The organism is Pseudooceanicola profundi (assembly GCF_050897955.1).
In the GTDB taxonomy this organism is placed as follows: Bacteria; Pseudomonadota; Alphaproteobacteria; order Rhodobacterales; family Rhodobacteraceae; genus Pseudooceanicola.
The window spans coordinates 2,679,083-2,703,419 of the sequence record NZ_JBPAXZ010000001.1; the positions used below are offsets into that span (position 1 = coordinate 2,679,083).

Annotated in this window: 22 protein-coding genes; 13 read left to right on the forward strand and 9 right to left on the reverse strand. The window is 62.9% G+C overall.

The window, feature by feature from the left end:
• Positions 1-10: 10 nt before the first annotated feature.
• Complete coding sequence (gene rnhB, locus ACRARG_RS13630; RefSeq protein WP_432690556.1) at positions 11-628, forward strand: ribonuclease HII; 618 nt, start codon at positions 11-13, stop codon at positions 626-628.
• Between the two features lie 105 nt (positions 629-733).
• Positions 734-1,831: a site-specific DNA-methyltransferase gene (locus ACRARG_RS13635; protein WP_432690557.1), complete on the forward strand. Its 1,098-nt coding sequence runs from the start codon at positions 734-736 to the stop codon at positions 1,829-1,831.
• Positions 1,832-1,978: 147 nt separating this feature from the next.
• Here ACRARG_RS13635 and ACRARG_RS13640 read toward each other — a convergent pair whose 3' ends face one another.
• Both ACRARG_RS13640 and ACRARG_RS13645 read right to left on the reverse strand, forming a co-directional pair.
• Positions 1,979-3,109 (reverse strand): alkane 1-monooxygenase, encoded by a 1,131-nt coding sequence (locus tag ACRARG_RS13640; protein ID WP_432690558.1) that lies wholly within the window; start codon positions 3,107-3,109, stop codon positions 1,979-1,981.
• Between the two features lie 26 nt (positions 3,110-3,135).
• Positions 3,136-4,194 carry an A/G-specific adenine glycosylase gene (locus ACRARG_RS13645; RefSeq protein ID WP_432690559.1) on the reverse strand — a complete coding sequence of 353 codons (1,059 nt, stop codon included), beginning with the start codon at positions 4,192-4,194 and terminating at the stop codon, positions 3,136-3,138.
• Positions 4,195-4,297: 103 nt separating this feature from the next.
• Between ACRARG_RS13645 and ACRARG_RS13650 the strand changes: the two genes are divergently transcribed.
• Genes ACRARG_RS13650 through ACRARG_RS13660 form a run of 3 tightly spaced genes read left to right on the forward strand, consistent with a single transcriptional unit; the run spans position 4,298 to position 6,597 of the window.
• Complete coding sequence (locus ACRARG_RS13650) at positions 4,298-4,819, forward strand: DUF721 domain-containing protein (RefSeq protein ID WP_432690560.1); 522 nt, start codon at positions 4,298-4,300, stop codon at positions 4,817-4,819.
• Entirely contained in the window at positions 4,820-5,491 is a 672-nt protein-coding gene (locus tag ACRARG_RS13655) for a DsbA family protein (RefSeq protein ID WP_432690561.1), read from the forward strand.
• A complete protein-coding gene (locus ACRARG_RS13660) occupies positions 5,491-6,597 on the forward strand; it encodes a CaiB/BaiF CoA transferase family protein (protein ID WP_432690562.1) in 1,107 nt (368 codons plus the stop codon). The genes ACRARG_RS13655 and ACRARG_RS13660 overlap by 1 nt, the downstream gene beginning before the upstream one ends.
• Positions 6,598-6,599: 2 nt before the next feature.
• Here ACRARG_RS13660 and ACRARG_RS13665 read toward each other — a convergent pair whose 3' ends face one another.
• On the reverse strand, positions 6,600-7,349 hold the full coding sequence (locus tag ACRARG_RS13665) for an SDR family NAD(P)-dependent oxidoreductase (protein ID WP_432690563.1): 750 nt from the start codon (positions 7,347-7,349) through the stop codon (positions 6,600-6,602).
• Positions 7,346-7,660, reverse strand: a complete 315-nt coding sequence (locus ACRARG_RS13670; RefSeq protein WP_432690564.1) for a darcynin family protein — start codon at positions 7,658-7,660, stop codon at positions 7,346-7,348. The genes ACRARG_RS13665 and ACRARG_RS13670 overlap by 4 nt, the downstream gene beginning before the upstream one ends.
• A gap of 90 nt (positions 7,661-7,750) precedes the next feature.
• Between ACRARG_RS13670 and ACRARG_RS13675 the strand changes: the two genes are divergently transcribed.
• Positions 7,751-8,347: a TetR/AcrR family transcriptional regulator gene (locus ACRARG_RS13675; protein ID WP_432690565.1), complete on the forward strand. Its 597-nt coding sequence runs from the start codon at positions 7,751-7,753 to the stop codon at positions 8,345-8,347.
• 3 nt (positions 8,348-8,350) lie between these two features.
• Here the strand turns inward: ACRARG_RS13675 and ACRARG_RS13680 are convergent, their stop codons facing one another.
• On the reverse strand, positions 8,351-9,169 hold the full coding sequence (locus tag ACRARG_RS13680; protein WP_432690566.1) for a sulfotransferase family protein: 819 nt from the start codon (positions 9,167-9,169) through the stop codon (positions 8,351-8,353).
• A gap of 134 nt (positions 9,170-9,303) precedes the next feature.
• On the opposite strand from ACRARG_RS13680, the gene ACRARG_RS13685 reads away from it, so the two are divergent.
• Positions 9,304-10,878 (forward strand): DUF5928 domain-containing protein, encoded by a 1,575-nt coding sequence (locus ACRARG_RS13685; protein WP_432690567.1) that lies wholly within the window; start codon positions 9,304-9,306, stop codon positions 10,876-10,878.
• 8 nt (positions 10,879-10,886) lie between these two features.
• Positions 10,887-11,267, forward strand: a complete 381-nt coding sequence (locus ACRARG_RS13690) for an HIT domain-containing protein (protein WP_432690568.1) — start codon at positions 10,887-10,889, stop codon at positions 11,265-11,267.
• A gap of 116 nt (positions 11,268-11,383) precedes the next feature.
• On the opposite strand, the gene ACRARG_RS13695 is transcribed toward ACRARG_RS13690, so the two are convergent.
• Positions 11,384-12,772 carry an aminotransferase family protein gene (locus tag ACRARG_RS13695; RefSeq protein WP_432690569.1) on the reverse strand — a complete coding sequence of 463 codons (1,389 nt, stop codon included), beginning with the start codon at positions 12,770-12,772 and terminating at the stop codon, positions 11,384-11,386.
• A 155-nt stretch (positions 12,773-12,927) separates the two neighbouring features.
• On the opposite strand from ACRARG_RS13695, the gene ACRARG_RS13700 reads away from it, so the two are divergent.
• The gene (locus tag ACRARG_RS13700) at positions 12,928-14,190 is read left to right on the forward strand and encodes a glycerate kinase type-2 family protein (protein WP_432690570.1); all 1,263 of its coding nucleotides are present in this window, start codon (positions 12,928-12,930) and stop codon (positions 14,188-14,190) included.
• Here ACRARG_RS13700 and ACRARG_RS13705 read toward each other — a convergent pair whose 3' ends face one another.
• Positions 14,191-15,168, reverse strand: coding sequence for a zinc ABC transporter substrate-binding protein (locus ACRARG_RS13705; RefSeq protein ID WP_432690571.1), 978 nt, complete (start codon positions 15,166-15,168; stop codon positions 14,191-14,193).
• A gap of 64 nt (positions 15,169-15,232) precedes the next feature.
• Between ACRARG_RS13705 and ACRARG_RS13710 the strand changes: the two genes are divergently transcribed.
• The 4 genes from ACRARG_RS13710 to ACRARG_RS13725 all read left to right on the forward strand — a co-directional run bounded on the left by ACRARG_RS13710 (position 15,233) and on the right by ACRARG_RS13725 (position 20,431).
• Positions 15,233-15,715 (forward strand): Fur family transcriptional regulator, encoded by a 483-nt coding sequence (locus tag ACRARG_RS13710; RefSeq protein WP_432690572.1) that lies wholly within the window; start codon positions 15,233-15,235, stop codon positions 15,713-15,715.
• Positions 15,712-16,557, forward strand: a complete 846-nt coding sequence (locus tag ACRARG_RS13715; protein ID WP_432690573.1) for a metal ABC transporter ATP-binding protein — start codon at positions 15,712-15,714, stop codon at positions 16,555-16,557. Before ACRARG_RS13710 ends, ACRARG_RS13715 begins: the two co-directional genes overlap by 4 nt.
• Positions 16,554-17,351 (forward strand): metal ABC transporter permease, encoded by a 798-nt coding sequence (locus ACRARG_RS13720; protein WP_432690574.1) that lies wholly within the window; start codon positions 16,554-16,556, stop codon positions 17,349-17,351. The genes ACRARG_RS13715 and ACRARG_RS13720 overlap by 4 nt, the downstream gene beginning before the upstream one ends.
• 152 nt (positions 17,352-17,503) lie before the next feature.
• Positions 17,504-20,431 carry an error-prone DNA polymerase gene (locus ACRARG_RS13725; protein WP_432690575.1) on the forward strand — a complete coding sequence of 976 codons (2,928 nt, stop codon included), beginning with the start codon at positions 17,504-17,506 and terminating at the stop codon, positions 20,429-20,431.
• Between the two features lie 91 nt (positions 20,432-20,522).
• Here ACRARG_RS13725 and ACRARG_RS13730 read toward each other — a convergent pair whose 3' ends face one another.
• Both ACRARG_RS13730 and ACRARG_RS13735 read right to left on the reverse strand, forming a co-directional pair.
• Positions 20,523-21,920 carry a lytic murein transglycosylase gene (locus ACRARG_RS13730; protein WP_432690576.1) on the reverse strand — a complete coding sequence of 466 codons (1,398 nt, stop codon included), beginning with the start codon at positions 21,918-21,920 and terminating at the stop codon, positions 20,523-20,525.
• A 124-nt stretch (positions 21,921-22,044) separates the two neighbouring features.
• The gene (locus ACRARG_RS13735) at positions 22,045-24,261 is read right to left on the reverse strand and encodes a response regulator (RefSeq protein ID WP_432690577.1); all 2,217 of its coding nucleotides are present in this window, start codon (positions 24,259-24,261) and stop codon (positions 22,045-22,047) included.
• Positions 24,262-24,337 lie beyond the last annotated feature (76 nt).

Consider the following 24,337-nt stretch of genomic DNA (forward strand, 5'->3'; position numbering starts at 1 on the left):
TCCCCGGAGCATGAGCACCCCCGATTTCTCCCTCGAACAGGATCTGATCGCCCGAGGCCACGCCCTGATCGCCGGTGTGGACGAGGTCGGCCGTGGCCCGCTGGCGGGCCCCGTGACCGCCGCCGCCGTGATCCTCGACCCCGTGCGCATCCCCGAAGGGCTGAACGACAGCAAGAAGCTGACGGAAAAGCGCCGTCTCGCCCTGCTGGAAGACATCATGGCCACCGCCGATGTCTGCGTCGCCCATGCCAGTGTGGCGGAGATCGACGAGATCAACATCCTCCGCGCCTCCCACCTCGCCATGACGCGTGCCATCGCCGGGCTGCGCCAGACCCCGGACCATGTGCTGATCGACGGCAACCTGATCCCGCGCGACCTGACCCTGCCCGCCACGGCGGTGATCAAGGGCGACGCAAGATCCGTCTCGATCGCGGCCGCCTCCATCGCGGCCAAGATCGCGCGCGACGCGATCATGCGGGATTTGGCGCAACAGTTTCCCGGCTACGGCTGGGAGAGCAACGCCGGATATCCCTCAAAAAGCCATATTTCAGCGCTCTCTGACCTAGGGGTGACCCCACACCATAGGCGGTCGTTCAAGCCGGTCCACAATATCTTGTGTAAAGCCTGATTTATAACCCCTTGAATCAAAAAAGAAATTGACCGCGAATCAGCTTTGACTCATCTTTTTGTTATCTAACGAGCACCCGCAAACGGGGCCGGATAAGAGGCAAAAATGACGAACAAAACGCTGAAAGCGGCACCCGCCCTGCCGCTGAACACCATTCTGTCCGGCGATTGCGTGGAGGTGATGAACTCCCTCCCGGCCAATTCGGTCGACCTGATCTTTGCGGACCCGCCCTACAACCTGCAGTTGAAAGGCTCCCTGCATCGCCCGGATAATTCCGAGGTCGACGCGGTGGATGACCACTGGGACCAGTTCGCCTCCTTCGCGGCCTATGACCAGTTCACGCGGGAATGGCTGGCGGCGGCCAAGCGGCTGCTCAAGCCCAATGGCGCCATCTGGGTGATCGGCTCCTACCACAATATCTTCCGCGTCGGCGCCGCGCTTCAGGATGCCGGCTACTGGATCCTGAACGACGTGGTCTGGCGCAAGTCGAACCCGATGCCGAACTTCCGCGGCAAGCGCCTGACCAATGCGCATGAGACGATGATCTGGGCCTCGAAAGGGGAGGGTGCCAAATACACCTTCAACTACGAGGCGCTGAAGTCGCTGAATGAAGGCGTGCAGATGCGCTCCGACTGGGTGCTGCCGATCTGCAATGGCGGTGAGCGGCTGAAGGATGCCAACGGCGAAAAGGCCCATCCGACCCAGAAGCCCGAGGCGCTGCTGCATCGCGTGCTGGTCGGTTCGACCAATCCCGGCGACGTGATCCTCGACCCGTTCTTCGGCACCGGAACCACCGGCGCCGTGGCCAAGATGCTGGGCCGCGAATTCATCGGGATCGAGCGGGAGGAGGCCTATCGCAAGGTGGCCGAGGCCCGCATCGCCCGTGTCCGCAAGTTCGACCGCGAGGCGCTTCAGGTCTCCACCTCCAAACGCGCCGAACCGCGTGTGCCCTTTGGCCAGCTGGTCGAGCGTGGCATGCTGCGCCCGGGTGAGATGCTGGTGAACCAGCGCGGCCAGGCCGCCCGCGTTCGCGCCGACGGCACGCTGGCCACCGACGGGTTCAACGGTTCGATCCATCAGGTCGGGGCGCATATCGAAGGCGCGCCGTCCTGCAACGGCTGGACCTACTGGCATTTCCGCAAGGACGGCCAGACCATCCCGATCGACCTTCTGCGTCAGCAGATCCGGGCGGAGATGAACTGAGCCCGGCACGCCGGACAAAGACCACACATCAGACGAAATTGCCGGTGCCCCCGATACCGCCGGGAGGGCGCCCAACTGGGCCCTGTCTCATCGCAGACAGGGCCGCTTTATTGGCAAAACCCGCCTGTGGAAGTCGCAAGCCTGTTCTCAGCTGGCCAGATCTTCATGTCTGCCGCGCTTATAGGGCGCCCAGTCGGTGATCTCCGGGTAATACATCGCGCGCCACTTCCGGACCTTCGGGTTCATCATCCGGCGCCAGAGCGGCGGCGCCATCGCAAGGCTTGCCATCAGCGGATAGCCGTAGGGCAGCTGTGGTGCCTGATCCGCACCATAGGTCTGCAGCAGCGGGAAGCGGCGGTCGGGCTTGTAGTGATGGTCCGAATGGCGTTGCAGATTGATCAGCATCCAGTTCGACACGGTATGCGCCGCATTCCAGGAATGATGTGGTTTGACATGTTCGAACCGGCCATTGCCCAGATATTTCCGCGTCAGACCGTAATGTTCGACGTAATTCGTCAGCTCCAGCATCCAGACGGCGAAAAACGCCTGCATCAGGAATAGCAGCAGCCCATACCAGCCGCCCACGATCAGCGCGCAGATCAGCATACCAAGCTGCAGCGCCCCATAACGCCAGAAGGGGTTGCGCCGGTCGAACGGCCCCGCGCCGCGACGCCGCAGCATCGCCACCTCCGCCCGCCAGGCGCTTGGGGGGCATTCCATCAGCACGCGGGGGAAGAACCGCAAAAAGCTTTCATTGTACCGCGCCGTCACCGCGTCGCGCGGCGTGCCCACATGCAGGTGATGCACCAGCAGATGTTCCGACCGGAAATGGGAATAGAGCACCATCGCCAGCAGGATATCGCCCAGCCAGCGCTCCAGCCGGTTCCGCTGATGCAGCAGCTCATGCGCATAGACGATGCCAGCGGCCCCGGTCATGATCCCGATGCCGTACATCAGGCCAAGCACCTCCCACCCGTTCAGATGCCGGTGCCAGGCGACATAGCCGATGACGAAGAAAAGCGTCACGAACTGCACCGGCACCCAGATCAGGGTGATGGCGCGATACCATTTCAGATCGGCCTCCGCCGTCTCCGGATCGGCATTCTCCTCGTTCAGCCCGGCCAGGCTGTCGAGCACGGTGACCAGCACGAACCCATAGACCGGCAGCAACAGCACCCAGAGCCCGCCCCAGATCGTGCCGATCAGGGCCAGAGGCACGTTGATCAGCGTCATCCAGAAGGGCAGGGCGCTGCGAAAACTGGCGAAAGGGTGGGTCATCATCTGCTCCGGCATAGGTCTGACGCCTAACTGTCGCCAGAAGTCTCCAACGCGCCTTGCGCAAGGTCAAATGCCTTTCGCATGACCGTGGGCAGATCGCCTGGACGGAACTGGTGGTGCGGCACGACGCGCAGCGGCTCCGGCACCTCTTCCGTCTCCAGAAAGGCAACCCGCAGCGCCAGCCGCAGGTGGAAATGGGTGAAGGTATGCCGGACCTCCGCACCAAGACCGCGCCAGGGGCCCGCCACCGGCGGCATTTCGACCGGCACATCTTCGGCCCAGACCGTCCCGGGCCAGCCCAGCATGCCGCCCAGCAGCCCGCTTTCCGGCCGCCGCTCCAGCAGCCAGCCCTCCGGCGTCCGCGCGACATAGGCGATGCCCAGCCGCACCGGCTTGGCCTTTTTCGGTGTCTTGGCGGGCAGTTCGGGCGCCGTTCCGCGTGCCCGTGCGACACAGGGGTCGCGCCACGGACAGATGCCGCAGGCGGGCGAGCGGGGCGTGCAGATCGTGGCGCCCAGGTCCATCACCGCCTGTGCGTAGTCGCCGGGTCTCGCAGAAGGGGTCAAAGCCGCCGCCGCCGCCTTCAGCGCCAGTTTGGCGGCGGGCAGGGGGGTGTGGATGTCATGCAGCCGGGCCATAACCCGCTCCACATTTCCATCCATCACCACCGACGGCCGGTCAAAGGCGATGGCCGAAATCGCGGCGGCCGTATAGGGCCCGATCCCCGGCAGCGCCCGCAACCCCTCCTCCGTATCCGGAAACATCCCGCCCAGCTCTCTGGCCACAACGCGCGCACATTTCAGCAGGTTGCGGGCGCGGGCGTAATAGCCAAGCCCGGCCCATTCCCCCATCACCTGCTCATCCGGCGCCGCCGCCAGCGCGGTGACATCGGGCCAGAGCGTCGTGAAGCGCAGAAAGTAGGCCCGCACAGCGGCAACCGTGGTCTGTTGCAGCATGATCTCTGACAGCCAGACGCGATAGGGATCGGCCCGGTGCGTCGCCCCGGGCGGCACGCGCCACGGCAGATCGCGCGCATGCACGTCATACCACTCCAAAAGATCCCGGGCCTCTGCGCCTGCTGTCATTATGTCAAACCGTCACGTATTCTTTATGGGGACGCGAGCCCGCCCCACTGGTGCGGCCCACGCATATCCGACTAGGATAGAGCCCGAACCCGAAAGGCAAAAGATGGCCAGACGCGAAACGACGACATACGGCTTTGCCCGCACGTCGAAATTGCTGGAGACCCAGATCCGCAAGGCCGGCGAGACGCGCGGTTTTGCGGTCACGCGCCTGCTCACCCATTGGGAGGAGATCGCGGGCGATCTGGCCTCCATGGCGCGGCCCGTCGATGTCAAATACGGCCGTCAGGGTGGCTTTGGCGCGACGCTCACTGTTCTGACCACCGGCCCCATGGCGCCCATGGTCGAGATGCAGAAGGAACGCCTGCGCGAGAAGGTGAATGCCGTCTACGGCTACAACGCCATCTCCCGCGTCCGCGTCACCCAGACCGCCGCCACCGGCTTTGCCGAGGGGCAGGTAGCCTTTTCGACAAAACCGCAAGGGGTCACACCCAAGACTCACAGCCCCGAAGTTGCGGCAGAGGCCAGAACGGTCGCGGAAGGCGTCGGCAACGACGACCTAAGATCGGCCCTTGAGGCGCTGGCCAGGAATGTCCTAAGCAAACAGAAGAAACAGGAAGGATCCTAAATGGACCGCAGACTTTTCATCGTCGGTGGCGCAGCCGCCGTCGCAGCCGCCGGCGCTGCGTGGTATTTCGGTCAGGGCAGCGCGCCCGGCACCACCTCCATCGCCACGGTCACGCCCGTCGCGGGCGAGGCGGAGGTCGACACCTCCGGCGTAACCGAAATGATGCTCGGCAGCCCCGAGGCGCCGGTCACACTGACCGAATATGCCTCCTTCACCTGCCCGCATTGCGCCAATTTCCATGCCAATGTCTATGACAAGCTGAAGACCAACTATATCGACACCGGCAAGGTCAAATTCGTCTTTCGCGACGTCTATTTCGACCAGTTTGGCCTCTGGGCCGCCATGGTCGCCCGTTGTGCCGGGCCGGAGCGGTTTTTCGGTGTGGCCGACATGATGTTCGACCAGCAGAAGGACTGGATCGGCGACGGCAACCCGCAGGGCATCTCCCAGCGGCTGCGCAAGATCGGCATGATCTCCGGCCTTGAGAAGGAAGAGCTCGACGCCTGCCTGGCCGATGAGGACAAGGCGCGTGAACTCGTCGCCTGGTACCAGAAGAACGCAACGGCGGATGAGATCACCGGCACGCCCACGCTGATCATCGACGGCGAAAAGCATTCGAACATGACCTACGACGATCTGGCCGCGATCCTCGACGCCAAGCTGGAGGGCTGATGTCCACGCCGCTTGCTGGCCTGAAGGTCGTCGAACTCGCCCGTATCCTGGCCGGCCCCTGGGCCGGTCAGACGCTGTCTGACCTCGGCGCAGAGGTGATCAAGGTGGAAAGCCCGGAAGGCGACGATACCCGTCGCTGGGGCCCGCCCTTCATCGAACGCGAAGGTGACCGGTCGGCGGCCTATTTCCATTCCTGCAACCGGGGCAAGACCTCTGTCACCGCCGATTTCCGCACCGAGGAGGGCCAGCAGCTGGTCCGCGAACTGGTGGCCGATGCCGATATCCTGATCGAGAATTTCAAGCTCGGCGGGCTGAAGAAATACGGGCTGGATTACGAGAGCCTTGCGCAGGTGAACCCGCGCCTGATCTATTGTTCGATCACCGGCTTCGGCCAGACCGGCCCCTATGCGCATCGTGCGGGCTACGACTACATCATTCAGGGCATGTCAGGGCTGATGTCCCTGACCGGCGAACCGGACGGTCAGCCGCTGCGCGCGGGCGTCGCGATAACCGACCTCTTCACCGGCGTCTATTCCGCCACCGCGATCCTTGCCGCCCTGCATCAGCGCGCCAGTACCGGACGCGGCCAGCATATCGATATGTCGCTGCTGGATACCGCTGTCTCCGTCACGGCCAATCAGGCGATGAACTACCTCTCCACCGGCAATCCGCCGGAGCGGACGGGCAACTACCATCCCAACCTCACCCCCTATCAGGTGTTCGAGGTCTCCGACGGCCATATCATCATCGCTACGGGCAATGACGGCCAGTATCAGCGGCTCTGCGATGTGCTGGGCCTGCCCGATATGAAGGGTGACCCGGATTATATCGACAATTCCGCCCGGGTCGCCAACCGGCCTGAGATGATCCGCCGTATCCAGGCGGCCTGTCTGACCTTCACCAAGACAGACCTGCTGGCGCAATGCGAGGATAAGGGCATCCCCGCGGGGCCGATCAACAATATGGATGAGGTCTTCGAAGACCCGCAGGTCATCGCCCGTGGCATGCGGATCGACCCGGAAGGGATCCCCGGCGTGCGGGGCCCCTTCCGTTTCTCCGATGCGGAGCTCAAGATCGACCGCGCCTCGCCTAAGCTCAACCGCTAATCTTACATGCGGGCCATCATCCGGTGCCCGAGCGCCGGTGAGGCCCGCAGGATCGCCGCCAGCAGCCGGGCCTTGCCGATAAAGGTCTCGGTCTCCTGTCGCCCGATGCCAGACAGGATATGACGGGCGGCCACTTCGGGCGGCATCTTCCCCTCTGGCCCGCCGCTCGACAGGGTGGTGTCCACAACCGGCAGCAGCGCCTCTGTTACCGTTATGTCCCAACCCGCCTGACGCACCTGATTGCGCAGACCCCGGGTGAAATTCCGCAGCCCCGCCTTGGTGCCCGAATAGACCGCCGCTTCCGTCTTGGCCGACAGCGCCAGCCCGGAGGTCACATTGCACAGGAACGCGCCGCTCTGGCGGGCCAGAACCGGCAGCAGTCGCGCCGACAGGATCATCGGGGCGGTCAGGTTCAGCGCCACTTCCGGCGCGATCCGGTCAAGCGCCGGATCACGCCCCGTGTAAAGCGTATGAACCATCACGGCGGCATTGTTGATCAGCCCGGCGCAATCGGGGTGATCCGTGGCGATGCGGCCGGCAAGCTGCAGCACCTCCGCCGGGTCGGACAGGTCAGTCTGTAAAATCGTGATCTGCGCCGCATGACGGTCCAGCAGCGGTCCAAGCGCCTTCGGGCTCCGCACGGGCAGAACCAGATGGGCGCCGCCGTCAATCAACTGCTGTGCCATACAGGCGCCGATGCCCCGCGTGGCCCCGGTCAGAACCACCTTGCGCCCTGCGAACGGCCCGCTCACAGCCCTGCCTCCGCTTCATACTGACGGAACCCGTCCTCGATCGTGGGCAGAACCGCCACGAGGTCGAAATAGGGTGCGGCGAAGATCGGCGTGTCCCGCAGGCGTTCCATCGCCCTGTTCTGGGCGGCAGCGTCCGGTGCGGTGACCATCACCACGTCGGAACAGAAGGCGGAAAAGGCCTCCGCATCGAAATGTCGGATGGTATCGAACCCGGTCTCGGCCAGTGCGGCCCCGGCGATCTGCCGTCGCTCCTCACGCGGAAGCGCCAGCCAGCCCGGTCGCGCGGTGAGCAGAAGAAAGGTGGTCAGCATTGCGAAATTCCTTGCACCATAAAAGATGAGATAGAAATATGAGCAAAATCTCACATATTATACTCGCATCCCGCCTTGCCGGAGCCGCCGATGCCCAAACAACAGCTTTCTCCACGAAAACGGCCGCTTCAGAGCCGGGCCTTGGTGACCTGCGAGGCCATCCTCGAAGCCGCGGCTCAGCTTTTGCTATCCGAAGGCGCCCGCGCCACCACCAACCGGATCGCGGACCGCGCCGGCGTCTCCATCGGTTCGCTCTACCAGTACTTCCCGTCGAAAGAGGCGATCTGGCTGGAACTGATCCGCCGTATGCGACATGACATGCTGCAGGATCTGGAAGAGGCGGCGGCCCTGAACCGTCATGCCACGCTCCCGGACATCACCCGCGCCCTGCTGGAGGCATCGGTGCGCCACCACCTGGCCGCCCCGGACCGTGCCCGAATGCTGGAGCTGATCGAAGAGAGCCTTCCGCAGACGGAAGAAATCGCAGCAATAAAAGGTGCGGTGGAGCCGCTGGTCGCGGGTGTCCTGACCCGTCACAATGTGCCCAGGCCTGATATCGCGGCGCGTGATCTATGTGCCGTGACGGCCGCGCTGGTCGACAGCGCCGTGATGGCTGGCGAGACGGATATGGAGGATGTGCTGGGGCGTCTCGACCGGATCGTTGCCGGCTACCTTGAGACAGCCTGAAGCTCAGTCGCCCAGCTTGGCATGCACCTCGTCCAGGTCGATCTCACCGATCGGCATCTTGTTCGACGGATCCTGGGCGTCGTATTTGAACAGGTCGAAATCCTTTTGATAGATCTCGTACATCAGATGCATCGACAGGTCGTCGAAATAGTCTTCGACGGGATGCGCCCGTTTCGGACCGTGGCCTTCGCTTTCATTGAACCGCGGTATGGTGCCAAGATCGATGGCATGCGGGGTCTCGATCCGGTCGAGAACCTGCTGCATGCCGTCGTTGAACTGCTCCGTCCAGAAAATCTTGTCGTAGCGCCCGCCGTTGTTGATGAAGGTGGAGACATGGCCCGACATGGCCGACCAGTGGATGTCCGGCTCCATCGGCCGCCGCCAGCGGATCGTGTCACGCGCAAACAGCAGAAACCGGCGGAACGACTTGATCTGGTCGAATTCCTGCTTTCCGTCATCGCCACCCACTTCGATGCCATACTTCTGTATCAGCAGCGGCACCAGGTTGCCGCGATACCTGTTCCCATTCCTCTGAATACCACAGATTTTGTCGAAAAAGGACGACAGCACCCTGGTGTAGGGGTTCCGGACACAGGTGAAGGCAAAACTGCGATGCGCGCTGACGTTCTGTTCGATCGGGCCCTGCGACCAGTCCTGAGCCCATTTGTGCAGCCCCTCGCTGGAATCGTGGATATCTCCGTCGAAGAAGCGGCCGTGGTCTGAATAGAACATGATCTGGCCGATGGTCGAACAGGCGCATTTCGGCACCACGCGATAGACCACGCTTTCGCTTTCTGTCATCCAGACGCCTGGAAAGCCCATCTGCTTGCCTCCGAAATCCCTTGCCGGGTTTGTTCTTGGTTCACATAAAAAATCAAAGAATGATGGTTTTATCAATCGGTCTTCGCGCATAAGGATATAAACAAAGACATAAATAACAGGCACCCGATCCCGGCATGGCTCTCATCGCCTATATTCTTCTTTGCCACAAAGACCCGGATGCGGTGGTGGAGCAGGCGAAGCGCCTGACCGCAGTCGGAGATGCGGTCGCGATCCATTTCGACAAAAGTGCCGCCGCCGAAGACTATGCCCGTATCCGTACCGCTCTGGCCGATAATGCCAGGGTGACTTTTGCCCGCCGGCGCGTCCGCTGCGGCTGGGGCGAGTGGTCGCTGGTCGACGCCACGATCCAGGCCGTGAAGGCCGCGCTGGAAGATTTTCCAAGAGCCACGCACCTGTACATGGTGTCGGGCGACTGCATGCCGATCAAAACGGCGGAATATGCGCATGATTTTCTGGATCGCAGAGATGTCGACTTCGTCGAAAGCTTTGATTTCTTTGACAGCAACTGGATCAAGACCGGCATCCAGGAAGAGCGGCTGATCTACCGGCACTATTTCAACGAACGCAAACAGAAGTGGCTGTTTTACGAAAGCATCGAATGGCAGCGCAGACTGCGGCTTGAGCGTCGGATCCCCGAGGATTTACAGATACAGATCGGCAGCCAATGGTGGTGCCTGCGCCGCGCCACCGTCGAGGCCATCATGGATTTCATCGCCAGGCGACGCGACGTGATGCGGTTTTTCCGGACGACCTGGATTCCCGACGAGACATTCTTTCAGACGCTTGTGCGCCATCTTGTCCCCGCGAACGAGATCGTGTCGCGGTCGCTGACCTTTCTGATGTTCACCGACTACGGCATGCCGGTGACCTTCTATAACGACCACTATGAAATGCTGTTGGGACAGGATTTCCTGTTTGCACGCAAGATCAGCCCAGGCGCGACAGAGCTCAAGGCGCGACTGGGCAAGCTCTACAGCGAACAGAACATGGACTTCCATATCACCAACGAAGGCCGGTCGCTGTTCAACTTCATCACCGGGCGTGGCCGGATCGGGCGCCGGTTTGCGCCCCGGTTCTGGGAAAACGAAAGCTCGCTCGGGCGGGAACGCGAACTCCTGATCGTGATATGCAAGAAGTGGCATGTTGCGAAACGGCTGGTCCAGGCAATCCACGAAAAGGTCGGATTGCCGGTGACGGAATATCTGTTTCACGAGGAAGAGTGTGACCTTCCCGATCTGGGCGGAATTCAGAGCAGCCTGTCCAAACGGACCCGGCATCGCCGGTCCCTGATGCGGATGCTGTTCGATTTTCATGAAACCAGCCGCATGGTCATCTGCCTCGATCCGGGCAGCCTGGACCTTCTCAGCGACTTCTGTTCCGACCGGTCGGTGACGACACTGCTCGAAATCGATTGTGAATTTGACGATGACTACGTTCTTGGACATGCCCGCAGGATCGGTCTGGCGGGCAGCCAGTCCGGGTCGGAGATCATGCGCCAGATCCTGCCCTCCGTCCGGGACGCCATCGCTTCGGAAAGCGATGCGCTGAGAGATGCCGGTTTCGACAATTTCTACCGGCTCAGGCAGGGCGGCACCGTGGAACAGAACGCGCAGGCGCTGATGCGTTTCCTTGCGGTTCCCGAAGATGTCGCCCATGAATTGGCCCAGACACCTTTCCTGTTTGATTGAGGATGCCCATGTCCTACGCCTATGACGACCAGAACATCTTTGCCAAAATCCTGCGCGGCGAAATTCCGAACAAGACTGTTCTGGAAACAGACCACACGCTGGCCTTTGAAGATATCCGGCCACAGGCGCCGGTCCATGTCCTGATCATCCCCAAGGGCGCCTATGTGACCTACGACCATTTCGCGGCCGAGGCATCGGAGGCGGAGATCGTCGATTTCCACCGCGTTCTGGCCAAGGTCTGTCAGCAGACCGGCGCCACGGCCGCAGATGGCGGCCCGGGTGCCCGCTTCATTTCAAATGCGGGCGAGCATGGCGTGCAGGAAGTGCCGCATTTCCATCTGCATGTTCTGGGCGGCCGCCGGATGGGGCGGATGGTGTCGCCGGAGTAATCCGGCGATCCGGGGCAGGGGCTCACCCCTTCTGAGCCTGCAGGTCAATTACCTGGGTCACATCTGCCGACTCTGCGCAGCAAATGCGGATCAATACCAACTAAAGCAGGACGGCATCAGCCGAAGACGGCCGTCAAGCTTTCGTCAACCGCGTTGGAGATCTCGTCGATCTGATCCGCGGTCGCAATCAGGGCAGGGCTGAACGTCAGCGTATTGTTATAGCCCGGGACCGACCGGTTGGTGACACCGATGATGACCCGCCGCTTGGCGCATTCCGCAACAACCTGTGCCGCCTGCTTTTCGTCGACGGGGGCGCGGGTTGTGCGATCCGCCACCAGTTCGATCCCGGCGAATAGGCCCTTGCCGCGGACCTGACCGGCGACCGCGTGTTTCTCGGTCAGAGCGGCGAAATTCTCCATGAGGCGCGCGCCCATGGCCACGGTGTTATCAAGCAGCTTCTCATCCTCGATGATCCGCATGTTTTCGATGGCGGCGGCCGGACCGGCCGTGCACCCCCCAAAGGTCGAGATGTCGCGGAAATAATTCAGCGGGTCCTCTGCATCATCCTTGAACATCTCAAAGACGGCCTCGGTCGTGACGCAGCAGGCAATCGCGGCGTAACCGGAGGCAACGCCTTTGGCCATGGTCACGAAATCGGGCTCGATCCCGTAATGCTGATATCCGAACCAGGTGCCGGTCCGCCCAAGGCCGCAGACCACCTCGTCGATATGCAGCAGCACATCGTATTTGCGGCAGATTTCCTGAACCCGGGGCCAGTAGCCTTCGGGCGGGGTGATGACGCCGCCGCCCGCCGTGATCGGCTCAAGGCAGATTGCGCCGACGGTATCGGGCCCTTCGGCGAGGATCACCTTTTCGATCTGGTCCGCGGCCCATTCGCCGTAATTTTCGGACGGGGCGCCCTGATCTGCGGCGCGGTATTCAAGGCAATGGGGCACCGCAACAAAATCCGGGGCCAGCGGGCCATATTGTGCATTTCGCTGGGCCTGACCGCCGGCGGACAGCGTGCCGATCGTTGTGCCGTGGTAGTCGCGGTCGCGGTACAGGATCTTTGTCTTGCGGCCGCCATAGCGCTTATGCGCAATCTGACGGACCATCTTGAACGCCTTTTCATTCGCTTCCGAACCGGAGTTGCAATAGTAGACGCGGCTGAGCCCGGGCATTTTCTCGATCAGCTTTTCGGCAAAGATGGCACCCGGAATGGTCCCCGCAGCGCCCGCAAAATAGTTCAGCTTGATCAGCTGGTCCCGGACAGCATTTGCAATCGATTCCCGGCCATAGCCGACATTCACGGTCCAGACACCGCCGGACACCGCATCCAGCAGCCGGGTTCCATGCTGATCCCAGACATGGATGCCCTTCCCCTCGGTGATGATCCGCGGTTCACCCGTTTCAAACGGTTTGTGCTGTGTCAGGTGGTGCCAGACATGGGCGCGATCTGCGGCAACAATTTTAGAGATGTCATTGTCTCGGAAAGCGTCGTCCATATCGGGCTCCTGTCTGGCGGTTGGCCGGGAGCCTACGCCCGGAAAGCACCATTGGCAATGCGGGCCGGCGATGTGAACGCGGCCTCACAGACAAGGCCGGCATGCTCCGGCTCCATCGTGGTTGCAGCTTGCCACAGTATCGCTACGCTGGCCCTATGACACCTGAAGACAAAGCCTTTTTGACCGATCTGTTCGATGCCGCCGTAGCCGCCGCCGATCCGGTGAAGGCGCTTGAGGGGCATTTGCCGGATCCGCCACGCGGCCGCACGATTGTGATCGGGGCGGGCAAGGGCGCCGCGCAGTTGGCCCGTGCGTTTGAGGACCTCTGGCAAGGTCCGGTCGAAGGGATTGTCGTGACCCGCTACGGATACGCAGTACCCTGCCGTCATCTCAAGGTCGTGGAGGCGGCGCATCCGGTGCCTGATGCCTCCGGGGCCGCTGCAACAGAGGAAATTCTCAGCCTGCTTGGCGATCTGACCGAGGACGACCTCGTCGTGGCGCTGATCACCGGCGGCGGCTCTGCCCTGCTGGCGGCCCCTCCGGTCGGCCTGACGCTCGAAGACGAGCAGGCGCTGAACAAGGTCCTTCTGGCCTCTGGTGCGCCGATCGGCGCGATGAATGCCATCCGCAAACAGGCGAGCCGGGTCAAGGGCGGCAGGCTTGCCCTCGCGGCGGCGCCGGCCCGGGTTGTGAGCTTGGTCGTCTCAGACGTGCCGGGCGATGACCCGGCCGAGGTCGCCTCCGGACCCACCGTGCCGGGGCCTGCGACCCGCGCCACGGCACTCGCGGCGATTCGCGCCCATAACATAGACCTGCCGGAAAACCTGCAGCGATACCTGGAGGACGCGCCCGAAGACGCGCCGGCGCCCGACCATCCCACGCTGTCGGCCAATTCCGTGCAGGTGATCGCCTCGGCTGCGCAATCGCTCGAAGCGGCGGCCCGCCTGGCCGAAAGCCGTGGGATCGCGGCGCATATTCTGTCCGATGCCATAGAGGGCGAGGCGCGCGAAGTGGCCCGTGTACATGCGGCCCTCGCGCGCGAGGTGAAGACCCGCAACCGCCCCTTTGCTACCCCCTGCCTGCTGCTCTCCGGCGGAGAGACAACGGTCACCCTCCGACAGGTCGGGCGCGGAGGCCGCAACAGCGAATTTCTGCTGTCCTTTGCCCTTGCCGCCGAAGGGATGGATGGTCTGGCCGCCCTTGCCGCCGATACGGACGGTATCGACGGAAGCGAAGATAACGCGGGCGCCTTTGCTGACGGGCACACGGCGGCCAGCATCCGTGCCGCCGGCATCGATCCGGCCGAGGCACTGTCCGCCAATGACGCCTGGACGGCATTCGCGGCATGCCAGGGCTTGTTCGTACCTGGCCCCACTGGAACAAATGTGAATGACTTCAGGGCGATCCTGATACGCTGATCACTCCTCCTTCAGGCACCCGGCAATCGTATCCGCCGTAAGGCGAAGCAGGTCGCGATACAGATCCGGACCCTGCGCAAGGGTCGATCCGACCGGGTCAAGCTGACCGGATCTGAGCCCTAGCGCCGAGGCGAGACCGGTTGCCCCGCTGGCGTCGAACTGAGGTTCAGTAAAGAGACATTGAACGGACAGCGCCTCCAGCCGGCTGCGCAGTTCGGCCATGCGCTTGGCGCCCGGATGTGCCGCCGTCCCGTCGGTCACGGTTCCCGCAGACCGGATCCCATAATAATCCGTAAAGTACCCATAGGCGTCGTGATAGGTCACGATCGCCCCTGTGACACCATCGAACTCCGCCCGGATATCGGCATCGAGCGACATGATATCTGCCTGCGCCGCCTTGGCATTTTCCGTGTATTGCGTTGCATGATCCGGGTCGATCACTGACAGCTGCTGAGCGATTGCATTCAGCCATATGACCGCGTTTCGTGGGTCCAGCCAGGCATGCGTATCGACCCCGTGGTGGGCGTGGCCGTCTCCGGTGACATGGGCGATATGTGGATCGCCCGGCGCTTCGTCATGATCCGGGCTCTCATGGTCATGACCATCCTCCCCATCTGCATCCTCGTGGGCCTGGAATCCGAACAGGCGAAGATGCGTGCCGGGAACCTCCAGCAACGGCAATGATGCGCTCTCCGCGGCGAGCTGGTCCAGCGCCTGTTTCAGCCAGGGCGATTGTGCGGCCCCGATCCAGACGACAAGGTCGGCGCGCGACAGGGCGGCCGCTTCGGAGGGGCGCATCTGATGCCCATGCGGAGAGCTGCCCGGCTGAAGAAGAAGGTCCGGCGCCCCGATCCCCTGCATGACCTGTGCGACAAGCGACGCAACCGGCGGTATGTCGGCTACCACCTCCGGCACGTCCGCAAATGCCGGCAGCGCCATAAACCAGGCGGCGGCGGACAGTTTTGCAAGGGCAGACATCAAAAGCTCCGTTTTGTTATGAAATAACATTTCGTCCTTAAATCGGTCGTGATAAGATCGCAATATGACCCAAGCAAATTCTTCCGTTCTGCGTGAATTCAGGCCGCACGACCACCAAAGCTGCATATCCGGCGTGATGGCAGAGGCCGAAGAGGTCTGCCGAGTCGCGGGCGCACGTCTGACGCCCGTGCGCCGGCGTGTGCTGGAAATTCTGCTGGAAGAGCATCGCCCGATGGGGGCCTATGACGTTCTGGCGCGTCTCGATGCCGAAGGTCTGGGCGATAAACCACCCGTGGCCTATCGCGCGCTCGGCTTTCTCAGCGATCATGGGCTTGTCCACCGGATCGAACGGCTGAACGCCTTTATCGCCTGCCGCCATCCAGCGTCTCAGGGGCATTCCGCCGCCTTCCTGATCTGCCGCAACTGCCGGCTTGTGGCCGAGGTCCCGGCCGCTCTGCCAGAGATCCCCAACGGGTTCCGGATTGAGCGGACCACGATGGAGGCCGAGGGGCTCTGCGCCGGTTGCATTGCCGGTGGTGCGGCATGACAAGACTGATCGAGGCGCGGAACGTTTCCGCAGGGTTCGGCGCCGACCCGGTTCTGACGGGCGTCGATTTTCACATCGACAGCGGAGAGATCGTAACGGTTGTCGGCCCGAACGGGTCAGGCAAGTCGACGCTGGTGCGTCTGCTTGTCGGCGCGATAGCACCGCTGTCCGGCCGCATTACCCGTCAGCCGGGGTTGAGCCTGGGCTATGTACCTCAGAAGCTTTCGATCGATCCTACCCTGCCGCTGACAGTGTCCAGGTTTCTCGGACTGCCACGGCGCGTATCTACACGTGACCGGCAGGAGGTGCTTGAGACCGTTGGCATCGCCCCGCTTGCCGACGCGCCCTTGTCCAGCCTTTCGGGCGGGCAATACCAGCGTGCGCTTCTGGCGCGCGCGCTGCTCAGTCACCCGCACATGCTGGTTCTGGACGAGGTGACGCAGGGGATGGATCAACGTGGTTCAGCCGATTTTTATGCTTTGATTGCGGAGCTTCGCGCCCGGCACGGCACGGCCGTCCTGATGGTGAGCCACGAGCTTCACGTTGTCATGAGCGCATCCGACCGGGTGATCTGCCTCAACGGTCATGTCTGTTGCGAAGGCACGCCCGAGATCGTCAGCTCCGCGCCGGAATACAGGGCGCTCTTTGGGACCGGAACGCATGGAGCGCTCGCGCTCTACCGGCATATTCACGACCATTCCCACGACCATGCACATGATCACGCACATGATCATGCGCGGGAAGATCGACATGGTCACGATCACGGCAGCGGGCACCGCCACGGCGATCCCCTTGCGCCCGATGACAGATCGCCGGAAAAGGCCGGCCGTCGCGCAGGATGACCGGAGTGTTCGCAGATTTTATGGTTCGCGCAGCTCTTGCCGGGCTCGGTGTTGCGCTTTCCGCACCGTTTCTCGGCGTGTTTGTCGTCTGGCGCCGCATGGCCTATTTCGGCGACGCCACAGCCCATGCCGCCATTCTGGGTGTCGCGCTGTCATTGCTGCTGCACCTGCCGGTGTCGATTGGTGTCCTCGGTGTCGCCCTCCTTATGGCCCTGGTCGTCGCCACCCTTGATCGCGGAGGCGCCCGCATCGGCGCCGACAGCCTCCTTGGGGTCCTGTCGCATGGCGCGCTTGCCATCGGGCTGATCGCTGTCAGCTTCCTGCCGGGCGCCCGCCTGAACCTGGAGGCTTACCTGTTCGGTGACATTCTGGCGGTCGGGTGGCTGGATGTCGCGGTGATCTGGGGCGGGGCGCTGTTCATTGCGGCTGTCATTGGTTGGCGCTGGCAGGCCCTGCTGACGGCAACGGTGAACCCGGATCTCGCCTGGTCCGCCGGCTGCAATCCGGATCGGGACAGGCGTATTCTGACGCTCTCTCTCGCACTGCTGGTCGCGCTTGCGATCAAGGTGGTTGGCGCATTGCTCATCACGGCCCTTCTGATCATCCCGGCCGCGGCGGCCCGTCCTCTCTCCCGTACGCCCGAAGCGATGCTGGGCTGGGCCATGGCTATTGGCGCGCTGTCGGCACTCGGCGGGCTCGGCCTGTCCTATCAGTGGGACAGCCCGGCGGGCCCGTCCATCGTGGTCACGGCGGTTGCCCTGTTTGGGCTTACCCGCATCCTGCGTCGGGCCTGAACGCGTCGATCCCTCTTCTTTCCGGCCCCATTTGGTCCATCCCTGTCCAGTGTGATCGCAGGCGTCTCGCCGCGGGTCGGCCTCATCAGGATAGGGTTCAAAAAAGAACAAATCGTGAATATACTGCGACTCGCTTCAACTCCGGCCAGCGCATGTTTCCCGAGCTTTCTGCCACGTCGAATTTCACCTTCCTCACAGGGGCCTCCCATCCGGAGGATTACATGCAGCGCGCCCTCGAACTTGGGCTATCGGCTGTCGCCATTGCCGATACAAACTCCGTCGCCGGAATTGTCCGGGCCCATCAGCGTGCCCGGGATCTGCGTCGCCAGATAGCTGAGCGTCTTGACTGGGACATGAAAAATGGTCCCATCGGGCCGCATCTCCCGGGCCATGTCCCGCCCCCGATGATCGCCCCGCGCCTGATCCCGGCTGCCCGGCTCGCCCTCACGGACGGTATGGAAATGACGGCCCTGCCGGAAACGCGCACGGGCTGGGCCCGCCTGTGCCGGCTTCTGTCCAGAGGCCGCCTGCGTGCGCCCAAGGGGGAGTGCTTTCTCCACCCAGAGGATCTGCTGGACAATGGTCTTGCAGAGGTCCGGCTGATCCTGCACCCGCCACAGGCGCTGACCTGTCCACGCGGCGCGGGCGACTGGCTGACACGGGCGCGCCGGCTGACGCGCCGCCTTGGCGCGCAGATGTCCCTCGCACTGGCCCCCGCCTATGACGGTCAGGACAGCGCCCGGTTCGATGCACAGGCCCGGCTCGCCGCCGATCTGGACCTGCCCACCCTGGCCTCTGCCCGGCCCCTGATGCACCACGGTCGCCGCCGCAAACTGGCCGATGTCATGACCGCCATCCGCACCGGTCGCACCGTCGATGCCCTGGGCCGCGACGCGCTGGCCAATGGCGAACAGCGTCTCCGGTCGGAGGCCGAACTGCGCCGCCTCCTCGGTCCCCATGCCGCCGCAGTAGACCGAACGGTCCAGCTCGCGGAGGAGCTCACCTTCTCCCTCGATGAACTGCGCTACGAATACCCGTCGGAGATTGCCGAGGGCGAAACCCCGACCGTCCGTCTCGCCCGTCTCGCCCGCAAGGGTCTCGCCTGGCGCTATCCCTTCGGCGCCCCCGACCGGGTGAAACGGATGCTCGATCATGAGCTTACCCTCATCGCCAAGCTGAAATACGAACCCTATTTCCTGACCGTGCATGATGTAGTGGCCTTCGCCCGCTCCCGCGATATCCTTTGTCAGGGCAGGGGGTCTGCGGCCAATTCGGTCGTCTGCTATTGCCTCGGCGTCACCTCCGTCTCGCCCGAGATCGGCACCATGGTCTTCGAACGTTTCGTGTCGGAGGCCCGGGACGAGCCCCCCGATATCGACGTTGATTTCGAACATGAACGCCGGGAGGAGGTGATCCAGCACATCTACGAACGCTACGGCCGCCACCGCGCCGGCCTCTGCGCCACCGTCATCCATTACCGGGGCAAACGCGCCATCCGGGAGGTCGGCGCCGCCATGGGGCTGACGCAGGATACGATCTCCGCGCTCTCGTCGCAACTCTGGGGGTTTTTCGCTGCTGGCGGGCTGGAGGATCAGCGCATGCGCGAGATCGGCCTCGATCCCACCGACCCGCGCCTGAAACAGACCATGGCGCTGATTCACGAAATCGAAGGCTTTCCACGCCATCTTTCGCAGCATGTGGGCGGGTTCATCATGACCGAAGGGCGCCTTGATGAACTCGTCCCCATCGAAAACGCCACGATGGAGGACCGCACAGTCATCTGCTGGGACAAGGATGACATTGACACGCTGGGCATCCTCAAGGTCGACGTGCTGGCGCTTGGCATGCTGACCTGCATCCGCAAGGCCTTCGACCTGCTGGTCCGGCATGAAAACACCGACCTGAGCCTCGCCACCATCCCGGCAGAGGATTCAAAGGTCTATGACATGCTCTGCAAGGCCGACACGATCGGCGTCTTTCAGGTCGAATCCCGCGCCCAGATGAACTTCCTGCCCCGGATGCGGCCCCGCTGCTTCTACGATCTGGTGATCGAGGTCGCGATCATCCGCCCCGGACCCATACAGGGCGATATGGTCCACCCCTATATCCGCCGCCGCAACGGGGAGGAGGTCGTGCAATTCCCCTCCGACGCGCTTGGTCAGGTGCTGGGCAAAACCCTCGGCGTGCCGCTCTTTCAGGAACAGGCGATGCAGATCGCCATCATCGGCGCGGGCTTCACGCCGGAGGAGGCCGACCGCCTCCGCCGCTCCCTCGCCACCTTCAAGAAGCACGGCAATGTCAGCGAATTCCGCACCCGCTTCATGAAGGGCATGGAGCGCAATGGCTATGACACAGACTTCGCCGAACGCTGTTTCAGCCAGATCGAGGGCTTCGGCTCCTACGGTTTCCCCGAAAGCCATGCCGCCAGCTTTGCCCTGCTGGTCTACGCCTCAAGCTGGATCAAACGCCACCATCCCGGCATCTTCGCCTGTGCGCTCCTCAACGCCCAGCCCATGGGCTTCTACGCCCCGGCCCAGATCGTGCGTGACGCCCGCGAACACGGGGTGGAGGTCCGCCCGGTCGATATCAACGCCTCTGACTGGGACAATACGATGGAACGGGAGGGCACGCGCCTCGCCCTCCGCCTCGGGTTTCGCCAGATCAGGGGCATCGGGCAGGAGGAGGCAGACTGGATCACCGCCGCCCGTGGCAATGGCTATCACTCCGTCGCCGATGTCTGGCGCCGCGCCGGCATCGCCCCCGCGCAGATCGAACGCCTGGCCGAAGCCGATGCCTTCGCCCCCCTGGGTCTCGCCCGACGTCAGGCCATCTGGGATGCCAAGGCCCTGCGTCCCGGCCGCCCCCTGCCGCTCTTCGACGGCGATATGGATGGGGAGGGCATCACCGAACCCGCCGCCCTCCTGCCCGAGATGACGCCGGGAGAGGCGGTGGTGGAGGATTTCGTCGCCCTGCGCCTCTCGCTCAAGGCCCACCCCGTCGCCTTCCTGCGGGACAGGCTGACGCCGGGCTACACGGCCCTGCACCGGACAGGGCAAAAGACGCCTCCCCCTGCCGGCTAGAACACCCGCCCCCTCTTTTTCTTGCAAAAAATATCCCGGGAGGTCCGGAGGGCTGCGCCCTCCGGTCGCTCAGCCACAGATCCCGCCGCCGTCAGCGGCGCAGATGCTTCAACAGCGCAATCGAAGGATATCCGTCCGGTGTCAGCCCAGAAGACCGCTGATAGGACCGGATGGCAGACACGGTATTCGGGCCGATCCGGCCATCCACGCCACCGGTCGAATATCCGGCATGGGTCAGACGGGCCTGAATTTCCTCGCGCTCTTCACGCTTCAATCCGCGGTCTTCCTGCGGCCAGGCCGTGCGCAGCGGGCCCGCGCCGCCGATCCGGTCCGCAAGATGCCCGACGCCAAGCGCATAGGCGTCCGAATTATTGTAGCGTTTGATCACATCGAAATTCTTGAAGACAAGAAATGCCGCCCCCTTGGCGCCCGCCGGCAGCAAAAGCCGCGCCGACCCGAAATCCGGAACCGCCTTTCCGTCAGTGCCCCGAACCCCCAGCCGCGCCCAGTCAGAGGGCATACGCTCTCCAGCGACGCTGCCAAAATCAAACCCGGAAGGAAGCAACACCTCGCGCCCCCAGGGCATGCCGGAAACCCAGCCCATACGGTTCAGATAAGCCGCCGTGGAGGCCAGCGCATCCGCCGGGTTATCCGACCAGATATCGCGCCGCCCGTCGCCGGTGAAATCCACCGCATAGCTCTGATAGGAGGTCGGCATGAACTGAGTATGCCCCATCGCCCCGGCCCAGCTCCCCTTCATATTTTCAGAGGTCGTATCCCCCCGTTCAAGGATCTTGAGAACCTCGATCAGCTGCGCTTCGAAAAAGGCGCCCCGGCGGCCGTCAAAGGCAAGTGTCGCCAGCGCCGACGGCGTATGCGTATTTCCACGATGTCCGCCAAAGTTCGTTTCCATCCCCCAGATCGCGGCAACAACCCTCTTGTCGACGCCGTAGGCCGATTGGATGGCCGACAGCGTGCCGTCATATTCCCGTGCCTTTTCAGACCCTTTGGCGACGCGCGTGTCAGACACCGCACTTTCCAGATACTGGCCGGTCGTCTTCGTAAATTCCGATTGGCGCCCGTCTAGGCGAACCACCTCGGGCAGGTAACGGACCTCTTGAAACACACGGTCAAAGGTCCGTCCCGATACGCCGGCAGCCAGGGCGCGGCCCCGGAATGCCCGGGTCCAGGCCACGAACCCGTCCGGCGTCACATCAAGGTCTGCAGCGCCCGCATCCTGCGCAACATGAACGGCAGAGGCCGGTCGCAGTCTCGGGCGCGGTATCGCCGCACGCGCCGCAGGCTCGGCGCTGTTCCGGCCCAGTACGGCCAATGTGGCCCCGGCGATGCCGGCGGCCGTCTCTGCTGCGGGGACAAACCTGGACAGCTGCGCCGTGCCCGGCCGCGCGACCGGACGCAGTGAGTGGTCCAGCCGGTCCGCCGCCCGTCCTTCCGGCGACAAAAGAGCCAGAATCGATACGAGAGCCATCGGGATCATTGAACGCATGGGACTGCTTGCCTGTTTTATCGCTCTTATTGTTTCCAAGTTTACCCGAATTGTTCACGTTTCGGAAGTTATACTCTGTTCGCCGGTGAAAAACCGGCAAAAGCCCTCATATCGCCTTCGCATTCAGTTTCGCGGACGGCGCCATCGCGACAGGGTGGCCGATACCTTCGATCAGTTTCAGCAGATCGGCTTTTCGGGTAGGTTTCGGAAGATGTCCGTCCATCCCGGCCTCTGCGAAGTCGCCGGACACCGTGCCGACGACATGCGCGGTCATGGCAAAAACTGGCGTACGGCCAAGCCCGCGCTTCTGTTCCTGTTGCCGGATCTGGCGGGTTGCCTCCAGCCCGTCAACGCCAGGCATGGAGATATCCATAAGGACAAGGTCGGGATGGATTTCTGTCCACATCGCGACGGCCTGGGCGCCGTCTTCCGCGAAACGAAGATCGATCGGAAGGCCGGCCAGCATTTTGGTCAGAACCAGCCTGTTTGTTGCGTTATCCTCTGCCGCCAATACGACGATGCCGTTTCTGTCGCCTGCGGCTGGATCGGTCCCGATCCCGGCATCAGCGGATGCAGGCACCGGGGCGACGTATTTTCCAGACAGGTCGGCCAGGGCCGCAAACAGGTCCCGCCGCGGTGCCGGCCATTGCAAAATAGCGCTCAGATGGCGGCTGGCCGGGTCCATCTCTGCATAGGTCACGTTGGGGCTCAGCATGATTACAGGAACATCGCGTCCCGCATCTCTCAGCGCTTGGGTTAGTTCCAGCCCGTCCATACCGTCCATATGATGTTCGGTCAGAACGAGGCCGGTGCTCTTATCGATCAGGCCAAGCGCGGCCTTGCCGCCATCGCAATAGGACACCTGGCCGCCAAGGGCACGCAGCTGCTTTTCCAGCACGGCCCGGGTGACGTCATTTGTGCCAACCAAAACGATATTCCGTATCGGACCCGCCAGGCTGGGCGGCAATACCTCTGATTCCGACGCATCGCTCAGGGGCAGGTCGATCTTGAACCCGAACACCGATCCCACGTCCGGCTCGCTGTCCAGCCAGATCTCGCCCTGCATCAGTCCGATCAGCCGCTGGGTGATTGTCAGCCCCAGTCCGGAGCCTTCGAATTTGCGGCTTGAACTTGCCTCAACCTGATTAAACTCTCCGAAAATGATGGCCTGCTGGTCTTTCGCGATACCGATGCCCGTATCCTCGACCGAGACGTGGATCTGACAGATATTCCTGTCCGGCCGGGGCAGACCGGCGACCCGGATCACGACATGCCCCGCTGACGTGAACTTTACCGCATTGCCCAGAAGATTGGTCAGCACCTGCCGTATCCGTACCGGGTCGCCGATGAACCGGGTGGGCAGAAACAGGTCGTAATCGACAACAAGGTCCAACCCCTTGTCCCGGGCCGCGGGCTGCAACAACATCACGACCTCGTGAATACAGCGCTCCAGATCGAACGGCTCCGGTGACAGCGTCAGCTTCTCAGCCTCGATCTTGGAATAGTCGAGCACGTCGTTGATAATCGCCAGCAACGCCTCCCCGGAATTTCGGATCGTATCGACATAGAGCTTCTGATCTTCGGTCAGGGCGGTTTCCGACAACAGCTCCGACATGCCGACGACGCCATGCATCGGCGTTCGGATTTCATGGCTCATATTGGCCAGAAATGCGCTCTTGGCGCGGTTTGCGGCCTCTGCTTTCCGCTGCGCATTCTGCAGTTTGCGCTCATATCGGACAGAGGCCGAAATATCCGTGGCAAGGCAGACGATATCGCCTTCATGCCCCCTGTGAACCGACATCCGGAGCGAGACACCGTTCCAGAGCTTCAGCGTGAAGGGTTCCGACCGGGCCGCGACCCAATGGTCGATCATCATGGACCGCCAGTCGGCGGCCGCAGCGGACCCGATATCGACCACGCCCTCCTCTGTGGCAAGCTGCAACAGCTTGATATAGCTGACGCCCGGTGCGACCTCTTCCAGCCCGTCAAAGGCTCCCATCCAGGCATCATTGGCGGCCAGCATCAGCCCGTCCGCATCGAAAAATGCGAACCCGTCCTGCAGGGCCGCGATCGACTGCCAGAGCCGCCGCTCTGCCACCTGGACCTTTTCATTGGCGGCCGACAGATCCAGTTTCACGCGCTGGTTTTCGTCCTGAACAGTCTGGACCTGCGCCCGCGTCAGGTGGATCTCCTCTGACAGCTGGCGGGCGTGACGGCCCAGCTTGCGGTTGGCGGCATGCAGCTCCGCCTGCTTCTGTTCAAGCAGACGTTCGGCTGCAAGGCGTGATCTTCGCTCATCCGCAAGCTTGGCCGCGAGATCCATTCAGCCCTCCGTTTCCCCCGTTCGGGAGAAGGTCTGACATCTTGGTAAAATAAACGTTCACCGGAAAGCGGGCAGG

Coding starts and splice junctions, on each gene's coding strand:
- ACRARG_RS13705 (WP_432690571.1), bottom strand. CDS start 15,168: ATGTCTGCCCTTGCAAAACTGTCCGCCGCCGCCTGGTTTATGGCGCTG.
- ACRARG_RS13650 (WP_432690560.1), top strand. CDS start 4,298: ATGGCCAGACGCGAAACGACGACATACGGCTTTGCCCGCACGTCGAAA.
- ACRARG_RS13660 (WP_432690562.1), top strand. CDS start 5,491: ATGTCCACGCCGCTTGCTGGCCTGAAGGTCGTCGAACTCGCCCGTATC.
- ACRARG_RS13715 (WP_432690573.1), top strand. CDS start 15,712: ATGACAAGACTGATCGAGGCGCGGAACGTTTCCGCAGGGTTCGGCGCC.
- ACRARG_RS13655 (WP_432690561.1), top strand. CDS start 4,820: ATGGACCGCAGACTTTTCATCGTCGGTGGCGCAGCCGCCGTCGCAGCC.
- ACRARG_RS13695 (WP_432690569.1), bottom strand. CDS start 12,772: ATGGACGACGCTTTCCGAGACAATGACATCTCTAAAATTGTTGCCGCA.
- ACRARG_RS13670 (WP_432690564.1), bottom strand. CDS start 7,660: ATGCTGACCACCTTTCTTCTGCTCACCGCGCGACCGGGCTGGCTGGCG.
- ACRARG_RS13690 (WP_432690568.1), top strand. CDS start 10,887: ATGTCCTACGCCTATGACGACCAGAACATCTTTGCCAAAATCCTGCGC.
- ACRARG_RS13700 (WP_432690570.1), top strand. CDS start 12,928: ATGACACCTGAAGACAAAGCCTTTTTGACCGATCTGTTCGATGCCGCC.
- ACRARG_RS13675 (WP_432690565.1), top strand. CDS start 7,751: ATGCCCAAACAACAGCTTTCTCCACGAAAACGGCCGCTTCAGAGCCGG.
- ACRARG_RS13730 (WP_432690576.1), bottom strand. CDS start 21,920: ATGGCTCTCGTATCGATTCTGGCTCTTTTGTCGCCGGAAGGACGGGCG.
- ACRARG_RS13735 (WP_432690577.1), bottom strand. CDS start 24,261: ATGGATCTCGCGGCCAAGCTTGCGGATGAGCGAAGATCACGCCTTGCA.
- ACRARG_RS13635 (WP_432690557.1), top strand. CDS start 734: ATGACGAACAAAACGCTGAAAGCGGCACCCGCCCTGCCGCTGAACACC.
- ACRARG_RS13725 (WP_432690575.1), top strand. CDS start 17,504: ATGTTTCCCGAGCTTTCTGCCACGTCGAATTTCACCTTCCTCACAGGG.
- ACRARG_RS13685 (WP_432690567.1), top strand. CDS start 9,304: ATGGCTCTCATCGCCTATATTCTTCTTTGCCACAAAGACCCGGATGCG.
- rnhB (WP_432690556.1), top strand. CDS start 11: ATGAGCACCCCCGATTTCTCCCTCGAACAGGATCTGATCGCCCGAGGC.
- ACRARG_RS13680 (WP_432690566.1), bottom strand. CDS start 9,169: ATGGGCTTTCCAGGCGTCTGGATGACAGAAAGCGAAAGCGTGGTCTAT.
- ACRARG_RS13645 (WP_432690559.1), bottom strand. CDS start 4,194: ATGACAGCAGGCGCAGAGGCCCGGGATCTTTTGGAGTGGTATGACGTG.
- ACRARG_RS13640 (WP_432690558.1), bottom strand. CDS start 3,109: ATGACCCACCCTTTCGCCAGTTTTCGCAGCGCCCTGCCCTTCTGGATG.
- ACRARG_RS13720 (WP_432690574.1), top strand. CDS start 16,554: ATGACCGGAGTGTTCGCAGATTTTATGGTTCGCGCAGCTCTTGCCGGG.
- ACRARG_RS13710 (WP_432690572.1), top strand. CDS start 15,233: ATGACCCAAGCAAATTCTTCCGTTCTGCGTGAATTCAGGCCGCACGAC.